The sequence below is a fragment of the Vibrio sp. 10N.247.310.24 genome (assembly GCF_041467175.1).
Taxonomy (GTDB): Bacteria; Pseudomonadota; Gammaproteobacteria; order Enterobacterales; family Vibrionaceae; genus Vibrio; species Vibrio tasmaniensis_A.
Genome location: NZ_JBFSUD010000002.1, coordinates 79,447 through 97,902, shown reverse-complemented (window position 1 = coordinate 97,902; position 18,456 = coordinate 79,447). Strand labels below are relative to the sequence as shown.

The window sequence follows — 18,456 nt, the reverse complement described above, 5'->3', positions numbered from 1 at the left end:
ATTAGACTAATAGATAGAAAAAAGCCCATTCACTAATCAATAGTGGATGGACTTTGCACAATAATGTCTATTTGCTAGCCTTCCGTTATTCGTAAAAGGCTAGCTCACTAACTCATTGTTCGGATTACTTTTGGCTATTCAGAGCACGGATACGGCTTGATAGCGAGTAAAGACGGATAAAGCCTTCAGCGTGGCTTTGGTCGTAAACTTCATCTTCACCAAAGGTTGCAAACTCTTCTGAGTACAGGCTGTTGTCAGAACGCTTCTGAGTCACCGTTGCATGGCCTTTGTAAAGTTTGATAACCACTTCACCATTTACGTCTTGTGCTAGTTCATCTGTTGCCGCAAGAATTGACTTACATAGTGGAGTGAACCAACGGCCATCGTATACAAGGTGAGAAGCTTTAACACCTAGCTCTTCACGGAATTCGAATGCCGCTTTATCAAGAACCAGTTGCTCTACTGCGCGCAGTGCTTCCATCATGATTGTGCCACCTGGAGTTTCGTAACAACCACGAGACTTCATGCCAACAAGACGGTTCTCTACGATATCGATACGACCAACACCGTGCTTCGCACCCTTCTCATTTAGGTAAACCAGTGCGTTGTATGGCGTCATTGTTTCGCCATCAACCGCTACCACTTCACCTTTTTCAACTTTAAGCGTCACAGTTTCAGATTCGTTTGGCGCTTGCTCTGGGTCTACAGTCCAAGCCCAGCAATCTTCATCCGGTGCGTTCCATGTATTTTCTAGCACGCCGCCCTCTGTAGATATATGCCATGCGTTTGCATCACGCGAGTAGATCTTAGTAAGAGAAGCCGTACAAGGGATGTTACGTTCAGCTAAGTAATCTAGACACTCTTCACGGCTCACTAGATCCCATTCACGCCATGGTGCAATTACGTGTAAGTCTGGTGCGAGAGCAGCAAATGCGCCTTCAAAACGAACTTGGTCGTTCCCCTTACCTGTACAGCCGTGACACAGTGCGTCTGCACCGACTTTACGTGCAACCTCAACCTGAGCTTTCGCGATAATTGGACGAGCCATTGAAGTACCTAGTAGGTATTTACCTTCGTAGTAAGCGCCAGTTTTTAGCGTTGGGTAGATGTAATCTGCCACCATCTCTTCTTTAAGGTCAGCGATGTAACACTCAGATGCACCAGAAGCTTTTGCTTTCTCTTCAATACCAATCAGCTCTTCATCGCCTTGGCCTACATCTGCAACAAATGCGATAACTTCGCAATCATAGTTCTCTTTCAACCATGGAATAATTACTGATGTGTCTAGACCGCCAGAGTAGGCTACTACAACTTTCTTTACGTTAACTTTGCTCATTTTCTTTCTCCTAGTTTCCATACTGCACATGGCGGTCAGCGTTGGAAATGACTTCATTATTATGTGTTAAATTTATTTGTCTAAATTCTTTAAGTAGTGACTCGTGGTGAGGTCTACTGAGGTAAAAACTGCGTTCCTATGCTTTTACCTGAAAACAGTTGTGTTAGCTTTTCTGGGTATCGCCAAGTGGCAACTTCGATTGGTCGTCCAAGGTCGTTAGCGGCTTCTAGTGCGGCTTGAACCTTAACGATCATGCCATCGGTAATCACTTTGCCTGTAATAAGGTCATCAGCTTGTTGTTGATTAAGGCTTGGAATCAGGTGACCTTTGCCATCCAACACACCGCTTACATCAGAAAGCAGTACCAGTTCAGCATCAAGCGCGCCTGCAACGGCAACCGCAGCTTGGTCGGCATTCACATTCATCAGTTGGCCTTGCTCAGTCAGACCAATTGAGCTAATGATTGGCAGTGCGCCCGCATTAAGAATCGCTTGCAGGACGGTTGAGTCGCCCGGCTCCGCTTTTCCTACCGCGCCCAGTTCAGGGTTCAGTTCGCTCACTTTGCATAAACCACCATCTGCAAGGCTCAAACCAACGGCATTGATACCGTCTTTAATTGCCTGACCTTGAAGTAGTTTGTTGGCCGTGCCCGCTAGCGCGCCAGCGATAACAGGGATCTGATCATAAGGAGTAACACGTAGCCCCTCTTTCTTAACGGTTTCGAGGTTCAACTTATTCATCAAATCATCAACAAGGTAACCGCCGCCGTGAACAATCACGATTGGTCGCTGTGCCTGTTGTTGGTAAGCTGAAATCGCACCAAATAACTTGCTAAGTGTTTCACCACAAGATAGCGCAGCGCCACCTAACTTTATGATTAATGGTTGATTATTAAGGCTCATATCTAGATTCCCTTACACTAACGCAGTTAATGGCGCAAAACCATAACGTAAATTTAAACACTGCATCGCTTGGCTAGATGCACCCTTTAATAAGTTATCAATCGCCGAAACAACGATGATGTGCTGACCTTGTACCTTCCAGCCTAAATCGCAGAAAGGTGTCTGTTCTACATCTTGAATTCTTGGCAATGTCTCTTCGAGCAATCTCACGGCTGGCTTACCTTGATAAGCTTGCTCGAAGGCATCTTGTATCTGTTGTTCTGTCACACCGTCAGCCAGTTTCATGGTAATGGTCGCTAAAATGCCACGCTTAAAGTTGCCGAGGTGCGGGGTGAAAATCACATCACATCCTAAATGTGCGACCATTTCAGGTTGATGACGGTGATTGAAGACGCCATAAGCTTGCAGGCTCACTTCGCAGAAGCTGTTAACCATGGTCGCCTTGCGGCCTGCACCAGTTACACCGCTGGTTGCGTTAATCACTGGCCATTGGTTCTCATCAAGTAACTTGGCTTCAACCAAAGGCTTAATCGCCAGTTGTGATGCCGTTGGGTAACAACCCGCTACCGCAACAAGCTGAGCTTCTTTTATTTCTTGTTCGTTCCATTCCGCTAAACCGTAAGCCGCTTTGTCTAGCCATTGTTCGTGTTGATGTTCAAAACCGTAAAACTCTTGATAGAAGTTTTCACCTTTAACTCTGAATGCACCCGATAGGTCGAAAACTTGGCAATCGTTCTCTAGAAAAATGGGCGCTAGGTCGTGACTGACTTCGTGTGCCGTTGCTAGAAAAATCACATCAGACTGTTTAGCCACTTCTTCCGGATTTGTTAAAGGTTGTACTGGCATATCAATCAGGCCAGCTAACTTACCGTGCAGTGCAGCGATAGGTTTGCCCGCATCTACACTATTGGCTGAGACATATAAACCTGATAGCGTGAGCTCAGGGTGTCTGTTTATCATTAGAGCCAGTTCTGCTCCTGTATAGCCGCTTGCACCAATGATCGTGGTTTTCAACATCTCAACACATCCATTCTTGAGGTAAGTTATATTTCAAATTTGACTATTCATACTTAATTTTTAGCTATATTTGATTTCTTATGCATTAAATATGATTTAATATGTGTTTTACCGACTTATGGTTTTCCTGTCAATAGTAGAAGTGAAGATATTATGCAATTACCGAGTTTCCTTGAGGTCTATAAAGGCCTAATTTCCACCGACTCCATTAGCTCAACAGATCCAAGCTGGGATCATGGCAACGAGAAAGTGATCGAAAAAATGGCTCAATGGTTTAAAGACGTAGGCTTTAGCGTTGAGGTCGTGGAAGTCGAACCCGGCAAGCATAATATGGTCGCAAAGATGGGTTCTGGCGAAGGGGGCTTATTGCTTGCAGGACACAGCGACACCGTGCCATTCGATGAAGGACGTTGGAACTTCGACCCTCACGCATTGACAGAACACAACAACCGCTTCTACGGATTAGGCACCGCCGATATGAAAGGCTTTTTTGCCTTCGTTTATGAAGCTGCTAAGAAAATGGATTGGAGCAAGCAAACCAAGCCGCTTTATGTTTTAGCTACGTGTGACGAAGAAACCACTATGCTAGGTGCACGTCATTTCACTGAAAATGCGCCGTTTAAACCGGACTACTGCATTATTGGTGAGCCGACCAGCCTAGTGCCTATTCGCGGTCATAAAGGTCACGTCGCTAATGCTGTGCGAGTAACGGGTAAATCAGGTCACTCTTCAGATCCAGCTTTAGGCGTTAACGCCATCGAGATCATGCATGAAGTGTTATTTGCTTTAATGCAGTTGCGTGACAAGTTAGTCAAGGAGTACCACCACCCAGGTTTTGCAATTCCAAGCCCTACCCTAAACCTTGGTCATATCCACGGTGGCGACAGTGCGAACCGTATCTGTGGTTGTTGTGAACTGCACTATGATGTTCGTCCTTTACCGGGCATTAGCTTAGATGGCTTGGATAACATGCTGCGTAGCGCACTTAAAGAAGTAGAAGCAAAATGGCCGGGCAGAATTGAGATTACTCCCCTGCATGAGCCGATTCCGGGTTATGAGTGTCAGCACGATCATCCATTTATCGGTGGCATGGAATCGGTGTGTGAAACCGAATCTCAAACTGTGAACTATTGTACTGAAGCACCTTTTCTTCAGGAGTTATGTCCAACCTTAGTTTTAGGCCCAGGCTCAATCGACCAAGCTCACCAACCGGATGAGTTCTTAAGCTTCGATTTTATTGACCCTACAATTGATGTTCTGAGTAAATCGATCCGTAAATATTGTTTCTAGTTATTACTTTCCTTCCGATATTTTCGTATAAAAGCCACCCGAAAAGGTGGCTTTTATTCTGTTATCCCTGACACAGCCCGATCTTGTAATTAAATTTCACTTTTTCCCTAAGTTTTGAAAAATTTACTTCTCCCGCATTTTTAAACCTAATAATTGCAAACTTAGAATGCTTTATTTGACTAGATACAGCACTTTTCGCTAGATTGTGTACTTAACAAGGAACAATGGATGTAATTTTTTTACGAGGCAGGATGACAATGAACGAGAAATACGCCGCTCTCAAGAGTAACGTAAGCATGCTGGGACGCTTGCTAGGTAACACAATCCAAGATGCACATGGTGACGTTATCTTAGAGAAAGTGGAGACTATCCGTAAACTTTCCAAATCCGCCCGCGCAGGCAACAAAGCTGACCGTGACAGCCTAGTTGAAGAAATCAAAAACCTGCCGAACGAACAACTCACTCCTGTTGCTCGTGCATTTAACCAATTTCTCAACCTCACCAACATGGCAGAGCAATACCATACGATCTCTCGCCACTGTGAGGAGCATGTTTGTGAACCAGATGTGCTGCAATCTCTATTTTCCAAATTAAATCAGAATGACATCAGCAAGCTAGACGCTGCTCAAGCCGTTCGCGACCTGAACATTGAACTCGTTCTGACTGCACACCCAACAGAAATCACTCGTCGCACCATGATCAACAAGCTGGTTAAGATCAACGAGTGTCTGTCTAAATTAGAATTAAGCGACCTATCACACAAAGAGCGTGTGAAAACCGAACGCCGCTTAGAGCAACTTATTGCTCAAGGTTGGCACTCTGATGTGATTCGTCAGCAACGTCCTACTCCACTTGATGAAGCTAAGTGGGGCTTTGCAGTTGTCGAAAACTCACTTTGGGAAGCTGTGCCTGATTTCCTACGTGAAATGGATGGTCGATTAAAAGGTTACCTTGGTGAAGGCCTGCCAATTGATGCGCGCCCTGTTCATTTCTCATCTTGGATGGGTGGTGACCGCGATGGTAACCCATTCGTAACGCACACCATCACCAAAGAAGTACTGCGTCTGTCTCGCTGGAAAGCCGCAGATCTATACCTAGGTGACGTGAACGAGTTGATTACCGAACTGTCGATGACCAAGTGTAATGATGCCGTTCGTGAATTGGCTGGCGATGAGCACGAAGCTTACCGTGCAATCCTGAAGAGCCTACGTACTCTGCTCAACAACACGCTAGAAGTGCTTGATGCAAAACTGCACGACGCAGAAGTACCGAAGAAAGAAACTCTACAGAACATAGACCAACTTTGGACACCACTTTACGCATGTTACCAATCACTGCACGAATGTGGCATGGGCGTAATCGCGGACGGTTCTCTACTTGATACGCTACGCCGCCTAAAAGCATTCGGCGTGCATTTGGTTCGTCTCGATGTTCGTCAAGAAAGTACTCGTCACTCAGATGTGCTATCTGAATTGACTCGCTACCTAGGCATTGGTGATTACGACCAATGGAGCGAGCAAGATAAGGTTGCTTTCTTAACCAATGAATTAAGCTCAAAGCGCCCACTGTTACCACGCGACTGGGAACCATCTGAGCAGGTCAAAGAGGTTTTAGACACCTGTAAGGTCGTTGCTGCTCAACCTCGAGAAGCCTTTGGTGCTTACGTGATCTCTATGGCTCGTACTGCGTCGGATGTATTGGCTGTACATTTGCTTCTACAAGAATGTGGTTGCCCGTACCGCATGGACGTATGTCCATTGTTCGAAACGCTAGACGACTTGAACAACTCAGAAGCCGTAATGAAACAGCTAATGAGCATCGATTTATACCGTGGCTTTATCCAGAACCACCAAATGGTGATGATCGGATATTCTGACTCAGCTAAAGATGCCGGTGTAATGTCTGCAGGCTGGGCGCAATACGATGCAATGGACAAGCTAGTTAAGGCTTGTGAAGAAGAAGGCATTGAACTGACTCTATTCCACGGTCGTGGTGGTACGGTTGGTCGTGGTGGTGCGCCAGCGCACGCGGCTCTTCTTTCTCAGCCACCTAAAAGCTTGAAAGGCGGCTTACGTGTAACTGAACAAGGCGAAATGATCCGCTTTAAACTTGGCTTGCCAGATGTTGCAGTTAATAGCTTCAACCTATACGCAAGTGCGATTCTAGAAGCGAACCTTCTGCCACCACCAGAGCCAAAACAAGAATGGCGCGACCTAATGGAAGTGCTGTCTGAAGTATCTTGCGAAGCTTACCGCAACGTCGTTCGTGGTGAAGAGAAGTTTGTTCCTTACTTCCGCCAAGCGACGCCAGAGCTAGAGTTAGGCAAGTTACCTCTTGGTTCTCGTCCTGCGAAACGTAACCCGAACGGCGGCGTAGAAAGCCTACGTGCGATCCCATGGATCTTCTCATGGAGCCAAAACCGTTTGGTACTTCCTGCATGGTTAGGCGCTGGTGAAGCGATTCAATACTCTGTCGATCAAGGCCATCAAGCGCTACTTGAAGAGATGTGTCGTGAATGGCCATTCTTCTCGACTCGTCTAGGTATGTTGGAAATGGTGTACTCGAAGTGCAACATGGAAATCGCTAAGTACTACGATCAGCGACTTGTTGACGAAGAGCTATTACCTCTGGGTGAGTTACTGCGTGAACAGCTGCAAAAAGACATCAAAGCGGTGCTGAACGTAGAAAATAACGAGAACTTGATGCAAAGCGACCCTTGGGGACTTGAGTCAATTCGTCTACGTAACATCTATGTTGAGCCACTAAACATGCTTCAAGCGGAACTGCTTTACCGTACTCGTAAGTGCGAAACACCACCAGCAGAGCTAGAAGAAGCGCTAATGGTGACAATTGCAGGTATTGCAGCAGGTATGCGAAACACTGGTTAATTAGTGATTCCATCTACAAAAGAAACAAAAGGTCGCCATTGGCGACCTTTTTGTTTTGCCAAACGACCACTAGTGAGTATTTTGTCAGTTTTTTGGGTTATTTTGTCCATGTATTCTACTTTATGCTTATTATTTAGATATACTACTGCTCCGCTGCAGAAACACTCCAAAATAATAATCTGCGGCACTCGACCAATAAACTGGTCAACCTAGGTGATAAACGGCTTTGTAAGGTGACATAACCAACGATTGAGTTGGTGCTACTTGAACATAACCAATATAACGTGCCATAGAAGCACACTTGTTGTTCAAGTATTTGTTTACTGTTTACCATTTGGATTTCAGACATGTCATTACCACACGTAATTTTAACCGTTTTAAGTACACGCGATGCTACTGGTTACGATATCACAAAAGAATTCTCCGCAAGCATTGGTTACTTCTGGAAAGCTAGCCACCAACAAGTTTACCGCGAGCTAAATAAAATGGCTCAGAACGACCAGGTAACTTGCGTACTTGAGCCTCAAGAAGGCAAACCTGATCGTAAAGTTTACTCTATCACCGATGCTGGCCGTGGCGCGCTAGGTGAATGGTTTGAACAACCAACTGCACACCCAACAGTTCGTGACGAGTTCTCAGCTAAGTTAATCGCTTGTGCTGTACAACCTTCTGATGCGTACCGTGTACAACTTGCTGAACTAGTAGAAGAGTCTCGCAAACTGGTTTCTCACTACAAAGAAATCGAAGCGGCTTACTACGCAACCCCATCTACACTAGATAAGCAAGCACGCCTAGAGCGTCTAACGCTTCGTCGTAACCTACTGATCCGTGAAGCATGGATTGTATGGGCTGACGAAGTACTGCTTGAACTTGGCGCTCTTGCTTAAGTTAAGCTAGAAACTAGAAACTAGAAACTAGAAACTAGAAACTAGAAACTAGAAACTAGAAAAGTAAAAGGCTTGAACTCTTAGAGTCCAAGCCTTTTTTGTATCTATAGGATTTGAAATGTTACTACCAGAAGCTTTTACAAGCGCTTGGGCTTTACTTCCTAGACTTTACTTAAAGCGCAGCGACTTGTGGACGAACACCTAATGTGTGGCAAAGTGCATAAGTCATTTCTGCACGGTTTAGCGTGTAAAAGTGGAAATCTTTCACACCTTCACGGCTTAGCGTACGAACCATATCGATCGCTTGGCTAGCACCGACTAACTGACGAGTTGTTGGATCATCATCCAAGCCTTCGAACTGCTTCGCCATCCAACCTGGTACTTTTACGTTATTCATCGCAGCAAAACGAGACGCTTGCTTGAAGTTAGAAACCGGCAAGATACCCGGTACAATCTCTACGTCAACGCCAGCCGCCACACAACGGTCACGAAAACGTAAGTAGCTTTCGACATCGAAGAAGAACTGAGTGATTGCACGGTTTGCACCCGCATCCACTTTACGCTTTAGGTTAATAAGATCAGATTGAGCGCTTTTTGCTTCAGGGTGAACCTCAGGGAATGCCGCTACTGATATATCAAAGTCGTGACGAGATTTAAGCAGCTCGACTAAATCAGACGCATACATATCTGGCGCACCACCGCCTGCTGGAATATCACCGCGCAACGCAACAATACTTTCAATGCCATTTGCCCAGTAATCGTCGGCAATTTGAATCAGCTCTTCGCGGCTAGCATCAATACACGTTAAGTGTGGTGCAGCAACTAAGCCTGTTTGGTTCTTAATTTCTTTAATGATTGAGTGGGTACGATCACGCTCACCCGAGTTTGCACCATAGGTTACTGATACAAATTTAGGTTGAAGTGTTTTAAGACGGTGAACAGAATTCCACAGGGTCTCTTCCATCTTCTCACTGCTTGGTGGGAAAAATTCAAATGACACATTGATGTTGTCAGAAAGCTCTGCAATATTCTGATTTAAAGCGTCGATATGACTTGCGTGTGTGTATCCCATCTTACTCTCCCTGTGGCAAAAGCAACCACTAAATAATCTCAAATCCCTAGCGACGTTTAGACGTCTATATGTCTCCAGAATGAATTGAATACGATTTAATGTCAACAGATCCATTATGAATTTTTTTCAAGTAGATAGTGAGAAAAGCTCAAGCCGATAGGTGGGTCGCAAAGAAGAAATAATGTAGAAAAAAGGCTGAAAACACATCGTGCTTTCAGCCTTATTTATCTTAGTGGATAGTATGCTATTTACGCATTTAAACAATTAATCTGAGTATTAAAGCAATTGATCTGACTATTAAGCCAATCGCTCTAAGTACTAAACCAACCGCTCTAAGTATTAAAACAGGCTAGACATTCTGTTTAAATCAGACTGAATTGCACCAGCTGTCACTTCACGGCCAGCACCTGGGCCACGAATAACCAATGGATTATCTTTGTACCATTTGCTCTCGATCGCAAAGATGTTGTCGCAAGGCAGTAAGTTCGCCAGAGCGTGTTCTTTAGATAACGCTTCAACGCCTACCGTTGCCTTACCATTCTTCTCTAAACGCGCTACGTAACGAAGGACCTTCTGTTGAGACTGCGCTTTCTCTAAACGCTCGGCCAACTCTTCACTCAGTACAGAAGCTTTATCAAAGAAGTCATCCACTGACAGATCTTGTAATTCTTCAGGTACCAATGATTCTACTTTGACGTTTTCAGGCTCAATATCTAAACCCGATTCACGCGCCAGAATCACTAGCTTACGCATCACGTCTGAGCCATCGAGGTCAGCGCGAGGATCCGGTTCCGTCAGGCCTTGCTGCCACGCTAAGTCAACCAACTCGCTGAATGACACCGTGCCATCAAACTGTTGGAATAACCAAGATAGAGTGCCCGAGAAGATACCTGACAGAGCAATAATATCGTCACCGCTTTCGCGCAGGTCACGTACCGTGTGGTTAATCGGTAAGCCAGCGCCGACTGTCGCGTTGTACAACCAGTGACGGCTGATCTTAGCGAAAGCATCCTGTACTTGATGGTAATACTCACTTGATGCAGAACCTGCCACCTTGTTAGCCGAGATCAGGTGAATACCTTGTTGTGCAATTTGCAGGTACTTTGCTGCAAGCACAGGGCTTGCAGTGACATCTAACACAACCGCTTCATCGTAGCCCTGAATAGAACCCAAACGCTCTAGCCAGTCGTTGCCGTTATTGGCAATCGCTTCATCATCAAAACGCTTGCTCACAGAAGTCGCATCAATGCCTTGATCATCGAACCAATAAGTTTGGCTATCAACCACCGCAACCAATTCAAAGTTCATTCCACGACGCTTTTCAAGTTCAGCCTTTTGTTCAGCAAACAAGCTTAACCAACTTGAACCAATGTTGCCCTTACCACACAAGGCAATCGCAACACGCTTTTGCGCTTGGAACAGTTGAGAGTGAATGCCTTTCACTAGGCTTGATGTTTCACTCTTACGAATCACAGCCACCAAGCTTAAGCCAGAGTTCGCTTCTGAGATAAACTCAACCGGCGAGCTCTTAAGCTGCTGGTAGAAACCGTAGCAATGGTTCGGGTTCTTAGTCACACCAGCACCCACTGCTGCAATTAGAGAGAAACCTTCTTTGAGCTTAATTTCCGCTTCAATCGCGTGATCTTGTAGATATTCTAAAGCGCCACCAGCGATCTCTTCTGTATAAGCAAGGCGCAAACAGTGCTGATCGGGTTCAAGCTCATAAGCAAGCGGCTCAAGTTGAGCGCGCTTAAGCCCTTCCAGTACTTCACTTTCTAAACGGTCAAAATCATGACCGTGACCAAAAGTCAGCTGCACGATCAGAACTTCATCCAGAGAGGTAATGATTTTTGCGCCACGACCCGATGCCAGTACACGCTCTATCTGTGTAGAGCCCGCCTCTGGCTGGTAGCTGCAGCGCAAGCTGAGATCCATAGCACTTTGAGCCACAGGCTGTAGCGTTCGGCTATGGAGCACTGGAGCCGCCAGACGAGCGAGTTCACTCGCTTCATCAAGGCGAAGCAGAGGCAGTAAACACGCATCCGAAACCAAACGAGGGTCAGCGCTGTATACGCCCGCCACGTCACTCCAAATCGTCACACGTTCAACTTCAGCCAAGGCGCCAATCACAGTTGCTGAGTAATCCGAGCCGTTACGACCTAGCAGTACCGTTTCGCCTTCGCAGTTCTGAGCCATAAAGCCCGTAATCACCACTCGGCAATGCGTATGCTGAGCCAAAACTTCTTTAATCAGAGGATAAGAGCGAGCACGGTCAACTTCAGGCTGAGCCCCCGCTTCTGCACGTAAAAATGCACGAGCGTCTTGAGCAACCGCTTGCAAGTCATGCTGGCACAACAAAGTCGCCAACAAGCGTGAAGACCAAATCTCGCCATGACCCAGCACTTGCGCTTTTTGTGCTTCGCTCAAGGGAGCAGTGAGCTCACCCAAAGCAGTAAATTCTTGTTGAATAGTGGCCGTTAGCTGAGCCGCAGACTCACCTTCAAGCAGCGCTTCAATCAGCTCAAGCTGGAACTGACGAAGGGTTTGTAGACATTCATGCGCAATACGACCATCTTTGTCGAGCGCTTCAACAAACTCAATCAAGCGGTTAGTTGTTTTACCCGCAGCCGATACCACGACCAAGTCAGTAGCTGACGAGTATTCTCTAAGAATATTGACCACGCGTTGGTAACACTCAGGGTTCGCTAAACTGCTGCCACCAAATTTATGTAGCTGGCGAAAGGTTGTCATTATTAAACCTCCCCTTCTGCGATAAAGCCTTGTGTTTTTTCAAACGCTTGCTTGAGATCATCAATCAAGTCTTCTGCATCTTCAAGGCCAACAGAAAGGCGCAGTAATTGTTGAGAAACACCCGCTTCTGCTAATGCTGCTTCGCCCATAGCACGGTGAGTCATCGACGCTGGGTGACAAATCAGGCTTTCAACACCGCCCAATGATTCAGCCAAAGAAAATAGCTCTAATTTATCCACAAAATATTTAAGTGCTTCAAAAGATCCCGAAAATTCAAAGCTCAGCATGGAACCAAAGCCCAACTGCTGTTTCTTCGCGATCTCGTGACCCGGATGTTCAGGAAGGCTTGGGTGGTAAATCGTACCCACCAGATCTTGTTGTTGCAGAGCCGTCAGAATTTCACGTGAGCTCTCTTCGTGAACGCGCATACGTGCACCTAGCGTACGAATACCACGTAGCGTCATGTAGCTATCAAATGGTGTGCCGGTTGCACCAATACAGTTACCCCACCATGCTAGCTCTTCAGCGTGCTCTTCTGTCTTAGTAACTACAACACCACCAATGACATCTGAGTGTCCGTTGATGTATTTAGTGGTTGAGTGGATAACAAAATCCGCACCCAGCTCTAAAGGCTTTTGGAACACAGGCGTCAAAAACGTGTTGTCGACAGCAACCAGAGCACCTACTTCTTTCGCTTTACGGCAAGTTTCTGCAATATCAACCACACGAACCAATGGATTCGATGGCGTTTCGATTAAGATCAACTTTGGCTTAAGCGCGATCGCCGCATCTAGTGCAGCTTGATCCGATTGATCAACAAATAGAACTTTGAAGTCACCTTTGAGCGAGCGTGTGTTAAACAGACGGTAAGTACCGCCATAGCAGTCGTGCGGTGCAATAATAAGATCATCGCCACCTAAGAAAGCGGATACCCATAAGTTAAGTGCCGACGTACCACAGTTAGTGACAACCGCGCCTTTACCAGACTCAAGCTCAAATAGTGCCGTTTCTAATAGACCGCGGTTTGGGTTACCAGAGCGGGTATAATCGTACTTTGGCACTTCACCAAAAGCGGGAAACCCATAGTTAGTCGAAAGATAAATAGGTGGGACAACGGCATGGTGTTGCGTGTCTGACTCGATACCAGTACGTACTGCGATGGTTGCTGGCTTCCGGCTGCTCATAGGTGCTTCCTTACAAGTTTTGCGTCTGAGAATCACAGCTGCTTGTCGGCATTTTGTGGCTGTGTTAGATATATGTTACTCACTTTACTTTCATAAACGTGAGACGTCAACACTTCCGGACGTCTATATGTCTTTGCTTATGGCAGTAAATCCCGCTAAAATCAGCACTATTAATTTATTCTAACAACTAAAGTGATGAAGGTACGCAATGGCCGACTGGAATGGTGAATACATAAGCCCATATGCTGAGCATGGAAAGAAAAGCGAACAAGTAAAGAAAATTACAGTTTCTATCCCTCTAAAAGTGTTAAAGGTTCTTACTGACGAGCGCACTCGCCGCCAGATCAATAACCTACGCCATGCAACAAACAGTGAGCTACTGTGCGAAGCCTTTCTACATGCGTACACAGGCCAACCACTGCCAACGGATGAAGACCTTCGTAAAGATCGTCCAGACGACATCCCGACTGAAGTCAAAAAACTGATGACAGAGATGGGCATCGAGTTCGAAGCGTTTGACGAAGAATAAAAACAACTCAGTCACCGCCTTCATTATTGATTCGCTATAGCTGAACCCTATTTGTCACATCACCCACTACGTTATCTGTAGCTGCGCTGTGAATGATAGACATAAAAAAACCGACTCCTATGAGTCGGTTTTTTATTATTCTTTTTCGCTCAATAGAGCAACAGCTATTAAGCTATTAAGGCATTAAGCCATATAGTTAGCAGGCATCTCAATTCGAGCAACGCCAGACTCAACAGCCGCTTCAGCAACTGCTTTTGCAACGCGAGGAAGCAGGCGCGGGTCCATTGGCTTAGGAATGATGTAACCCTTACCGAACTCCAGTGCAGTCTCGCCCGCAGCTGCCAGTACTTCAGCCGGAACTTCTTCTTTTGCTAGTTCACGAATCGCTTTAACCGCCGCTAGCTTCATTTCGTCATTGATTTCGCTCGCACGCACGTCTAGTGCACCACGGAAAATGAATGGGAAACAAAGTACGTTGTTTACTTGGTTAGGGTAATCACTACGGCCAGTACCCATGATTAGGTCAGAACGAACTTCATGTGCAAGCTCAGGCTTGATCTCTGGATCTGGGTTTGAACATGCAAACACAACAGGCTTATCAGCCATCAGAGTAAGTGCCTTAGCTGGTAGCAGATTAGGACCCGATACACCCAAGAACAGGTCAGCGCCTTCGATAACATCTTCAAGCGTGCGCTTGTCGGTGTTATTTGCGAACAGCTCTTTGTATTCATTCAAGTCATCACGACGAGTGTGGATCACACCTTTACGGTCAAGCATGTAGATCTTCTCACGCTGAGCGCCACACTTAATCAGTAGCTCCATACAAGCAACCGCTGCTGCGCCAGCACCTAAACAAACGATCTTACACTCTTCCAGTTTCTTACCTTGAAGCTCGATCGCGTTAAGCATACCCGCTGCCGTTACAATCGCAGTACCGTGTTGATCATCATGGAAAACAGGTACATCACAACGCTCAATCAGGCGACGCTCGATTTCAAAACAGTCTGGTGCTTTGATGTCTTCTAGGTTAATACCACCAAATGTATCTGCGATATTCGCAACCGTATCAACGAACTCATCGATTGTGCGGTGTTTTACTTCAATATCGATAGAATCTAAACCAGCAAAACGCTTAAACAGTAGCGCTTTACCTTCCATAACTGGTTTAGAAGCAATAGGACCAAGATTACCCAAGCCAAGAATTGCAGTACCGTTAGAGATAACTGCAACCATGTTGCCTTTACCTGTGTACTTATAAACGTTATCGACATTCTGTGCGATCTCGCGAACAGGCTCAGCTACGCCAGGACTGTATGCCAGTGCTAGGTCTTCTGCAGAGTTTGCAGGCTTCGTCAGTTCTACGGCAATTTTGCCTGGAATTGGGAACTCATGATAATCAAGAGCTTGCTGACGGAATTGTTCTTGAGGCGATAATTCTTGAGGGGATTGATCTTGGCGGCTGTCTTCAGACATAGGTGTAGGTTCCTAGGATATTATTATTTGGGGGATCTTGTTCATGTTAATGGATGTACTTCAAAGTTCCTAGGTGGTTGAAGCATCTGTATCATTAAAAAACGAGATTTCACTACTAATAAGACCAGTGGGCAGTTGAAATTACTGTCGCCTGCTCAACTTTAGAGCGAATTTCGAGGAAGGAGTGTTGGGGTAAGCGATGAAATAAAATTTACGCCAGTAACCTACCACTTTAAATGAGCTAATAATGAAATACGATTCAGTATTTTTTCAAATTTCAGGCAACAAAAAAGGACACCGAAGTGTCCTTTTTATGTCTAAATAGCGAGAATTACTTCTTGCTAGAAAGAGCACCGAAACGCTTGTTGAAGCGATCAACACGGCCGCCTGTATCTACGATACGTTGCTTACCAGTGTAGAACGGGTGACATTTGTCACATACGTCTAGGTGGATTGATTCTTTTGCTAGCGTTGAGTTGAACTCAAATGTGTTGCCGCAAGAACAAGTTGCAGAAACTGCTTTGTATTCTGGGTGGATACCAACTTTCATGGGAAAACCTCAATTAGGCCGCGTCGCCATCCGATTCTAAGCCGGACACCACACGTAGTTAAAAAATAAATAAAGACACCGCTGTATCACTAAACCGCGATAAAGCCATACCTTTAAGGCGCAGTATAGTAATGAATCTGTGAGGTAGGATCAACTGATTTGATACATTTTTCACCAACACTGTCCTTAAACCTTCTATTAAGCGTTATTTTCTGGCTCCAGTAGCATTCAAGCCTCAAGTAAGCTCTGTCATCTAAACTGCTCCTCGAATTTAACGCCCTTATCCATTAGACTGTTCGCTCTCGTCAACTCAGATAAAGCCGTCCCTTTATGCGTCCAATGATTGCCCGTGTGGCACTGCCTGTTCCACTCGACAAGCAGTTCGATTACAAGATTCCTAGCCACCTATTTCCGATTATTGGCGGTCGAGTCTCTGTGCCTTTTGGACGACAAACCTTAACAGGCATTGTTACGGCTCTGGTTAACGAATCTGAATTCGAGTTAGACAAACTCAAGCCCATTAAAGCCTTACTAGACAACCAACCCGTTTGGCCGGAATCGGTCTACTCACTCTTGGTATGGTGCAGCCAGTTCTATCAGTATCCACTAGGTGAAACCTTGGCCAACGCACTACCAAGCGCCTTACGAAAGGGCAAAGCGGCCGATTTCGCGACGCTTGTTGAATGGCAACTGACCCCATCAGGTAGAGATCAACTGATGCAAGGCTTTGGTCGTGCCGTCAAACAAGCCAAAGTAATGCACATGCTTGAGCACGGCCCTGTTCCCCATCAAGAATTCATTGATGAAGAAGTGGGCAGCGCGGTACTTAAGACGTTGGAAGAGAAAGGCTGGGTTGAATCGGTAGAGAAAAAGCCGAAGCGCCAGCCGTGGCCAGTTGAGCTCGAAAACGATCAAGATAAGCCAAAACTCAATGAAGAACAGGCTATAGCAATAGCGACAGTAAATAGTCAAACCGACTTCGGTTGCTTCTTGCTAGAGGGTGTAACTGGCTCAGGTAAGACCGAAGTCTACCTGAATATGATCAAGCCGATTCTCGACCAAGGTAAACAAGCGTTAGTGTTAGTGCCCGAGATCGGTCTAACCCCTCAAACGATTAACCGCTTTAAGCGACGCTTTAATGTTCCAGTTGAGGTTATCCATTCTGGTTTAAACGATTCTGAGCGACTAAATGCTTGGTTGTCGGCGCGTGATAAAATAGCGGGCATTGTGATCGGTACTCGTTCAGCTCTGTTCACACCGTTCGCGGATCTGGGCATTATCATTGTCGATGAAGAGCACGACGCCTCTTATAAGCAGCAAGATAGCCTACGCTACCACGCTCGTGATGTTGCCATCATGCGTGCTCATAAAGCGCAGATTCCGGTTGTGCTAGGCTCGGCGACTCCGGCCTTTGAAACGCTGCACAACGCTCAGATCGGTAAATACAGTTACCTCACCCTGACCTCACGCGCAGGTGTCGCGCTGCCGACCACCAATAAAGTGTTGGACGTTAAGGGGGAATATCTAGAAAGTGGCTTGTCTGCGTCGTTGATTGCTGAAATGCAAAGACACCTCAAAGCAGGCAACCAAGTGATGTTGTTCCTCAATCGTCGTGGGTTTTCTCCCGCATTAATGTGTCACGATTGTGGTTGGACAGCGGAATGTAAGCGTTGTGATGCCTACTACACCTATCATCAATACAGCAATGAGATGCGCTGCCACCATTGTGGATCGCAGCAGCATATCGTGCACAATTGCCAAGGCTGTGGTTCGGCTAATTTAGTGACTGTAGGTGTCGGCACCGAGCAACTTGAAACACAACTTGGTCAACTATTCCCTGAATACAAAACCATTCGCATTGACCGAGACAGCACTCGCCGAAAAGGCAGTTTAGAAAGCGCGTTAGAATCGATTCGTAAAGGTGAATACCAAATTCTGATTGGTACACAGATGCTTGCCAAAGGGCATCACTTCCCAGATGTCACACTTGTGGCATTGCTGGACGTTGATGCCTCTTTATATAGCAGTGACTTTCGCGCCTCTGAGCGATTGGCTCAATTGTTTACTCAAGTCGCCGGTCGAGCAGGACGAGCCAGTAAGCCGGGGGAAGTTATCTTACAAACTCACCATCCAGAACACGGCTTATTACAGGCATTACTGCACAAAAACTACAACCACTTTGCTCAAACTGCATTGGCAGAGCGTAAACAAGCGATGTTGCCACCTTATACCTTCATGACTTTGTTTAGAGCGGAAGCCAATGACACTCGCTTAGTGGAAGAGTTTTTGCGTCAAGTGCGCCACACATTGGAATCGCATCCGTTATTTGACCAATATTGTATGGTGCTAGGACCAACCCCTGCACCACTAGCCAAACGAGCAGGTAAATCGCGCTGGCAGCTTATTTTACAAACACAGACTCGCTCGTTGATGCAAAAGCTATTAATGAGCGCCAAGCCAGCAATCAATATGTTACCCGCTGCGAAAAAAGTCCGTTGGTCACTCGATATTGAGCCGCAAGATCTGAGCTAAACCCACTTGGGTTAAAACTAATGATAAGTTTGTTCACAAATATTT

Annotated in this window: 13 protein-coding genes; 5 read left to right on the top strand and 8 right to left on the bottom strand. The window is 46.0% G+C overall.

Annotated elements, in window-relative coordinates; all coding sequences use genetic code 11:
• Positions 1-124: 124 nt before the first annotated feature.
• The 3 genes from AB6E08_RS01080 to argC all read right to left on the bottom strand — a co-directional run bounded on the left by AB6E08_RS01080 (position 125) and on the right by argC (position 3,255).
• On the bottom strand, positions 125-1,336 hold the full coding sequence (locus AB6E08_RS01080; protein WP_009848894.1) for an argininosuccinate synthase: 1,212 nt from the start codon (positions 1,334-1,336) through the stop codon (positions 125-127).
• A gap of 113 nt (positions 1,337-1,449) precedes the next feature.
• The gene (gene argB / locus AB6E08_RS01075) at positions 1,450-2,238 is read right to left on the bottom strand and encodes an acetylglutamate kinase (RefSeq protein WP_017061138.1); all 789 of its coding nucleotides are present in this window, start codon (positions 2,236-2,238) and stop codon (positions 1,450-1,452) included.
• A gap of 12 nt (positions 2,239-2,250) precedes the next feature.
• Positions 2,251-3,255, bottom strand: coding sequence for an N-acetyl-gamma-glutamyl-phosphate reductase (argC, locus tag AB6E08_RS01070; RefSeq protein ID WP_102258061.1), 1,005 nt, complete (start codon positions 3,253-3,255; stop codon positions 2,251-2,253).
• 153 nt (positions 3,256-3,408) lie between these two features.
• On the opposite strand from argC, the gene argE reads away from it, so the two are divergent.
• From argE to AB6E08_RS01055, 3 genes are all read left to right on the top strand, one after another.
• Positions 3,409-4,545, top strand: a complete 1,137-nt coding sequence (gene argE, locus AB6E08_RS01065; RefSeq protein WP_009848891.1) for an acetylornithine deacetylase — start codon at positions 3,409-3,411, stop codon at positions 4,543-4,545.
• A gap of 251 nt (positions 4,546-4,796) precedes the next feature.
• Positions 4,797-7,433 (top strand): phosphoenolpyruvate carboxylase, encoded by a 2,637-nt coding sequence (gene ppc, locus AB6E08_RS01060; RefSeq protein WP_170962733.1) that lies wholly within the window; start codon positions 4,797-4,799, stop codon positions 7,431-7,433.
• A 347-nt stretch (positions 7,434-7,780) separates the two neighbouring features.
• Positions 7,781-8,320 (top strand): PadR family transcriptional regulator, encoded by a 540-nt coding sequence (locus AB6E08_RS01055; protein ID WP_009848889.1) that lies wholly within the window; start codon positions 7,781-7,783, stop codon positions 8,318-8,320.
• Positions 8,321-8,492: 172 nt separating this feature from the next.
• Here the strand turns inward: AB6E08_RS01055 and metF are convergent, their stop codons facing one another.
• From metF to AB6E08_RS01040, 3 genes are all read right to left on the bottom strand, one after another.
• Positions 8,493-9,392, bottom strand: a complete 900-nt coding sequence (gene metF / locus AB6E08_RS01050) for a methylenetetrahydrofolate reductase (protein ID WP_009848888.1) — start codon at positions 9,390-9,392, stop codon at positions 8,493-8,495.
• A 339-nt stretch (positions 9,393-9,731) separates the two neighbouring features.
• Entirely contained in the window at positions 9,732-12,143 is a 2,412-nt protein-coding gene (locus AB6E08_RS01045) for a bifunctional aspartate kinase/homoserine dehydrogenase II (protein WP_372064542.1), read from the bottom strand.
• 2 nt (positions 12,144-12,145) lie between these two features.
• Entirely contained in the window at positions 12,146-13,327 is a 1,182-nt protein-coding gene (locus AB6E08_RS01040) for an O-succinylhomoserine (thiol)-lyase (protein WP_029223036.1), read from the bottom strand.
• Between the two features lie 208 nt (positions 13,328-13,535).
• Between AB6E08_RS01040 and metJ the strand changes: the two genes are divergently transcribed.
• Complete coding sequence (metJ, locus tag AB6E08_RS01035) at positions 13,536-13,856, top strand: met regulon transcriptional regulator MetJ (RefSeq protein WP_004729686.1); 321 nt, start codon at positions 13,536-13,538, stop codon at positions 13,854-13,856.
• Positions 13,857-14,039: 183 nt separating this feature from the next.
• On the opposite strand, the gene AB6E08_RS01030 is transcribed toward metJ, so the two are convergent.
• A complete protein-coding gene (locus AB6E08_RS01030; RefSeq protein WP_009848885.1) occupies positions 14,040-15,329 on the bottom strand; it encodes a malic enzyme-like NAD(P)-binding protein in 1,290 nt (429 codons plus the stop codon).
• Between the two features lie 331 nt (positions 15,330-15,660).
• Entirely contained in the window at positions 15,661-15,879 is a 219-nt protein-coding gene (rpmE, locus tag AB6E08_RS01025; RefSeq protein ID WP_009848884.1) for a 50S ribosomal protein L31, read from the bottom strand.
• 330 nt (positions 15,880-16,209) lie between these two features.
• On the opposite strand from rpmE, the gene priA reads away from it, so the two are divergent.
• Positions 16,210-18,411, top strand: a complete 2,202-nt coding sequence (gene priA, locus AB6E08_RS01020; protein ID WP_371995659.1) for a primosomal protein N' — start codon at positions 16,210-16,212, stop codon at positions 18,409-18,411.
• Positions 18,412-18,456: the final 45 nt, after the last annotated feature.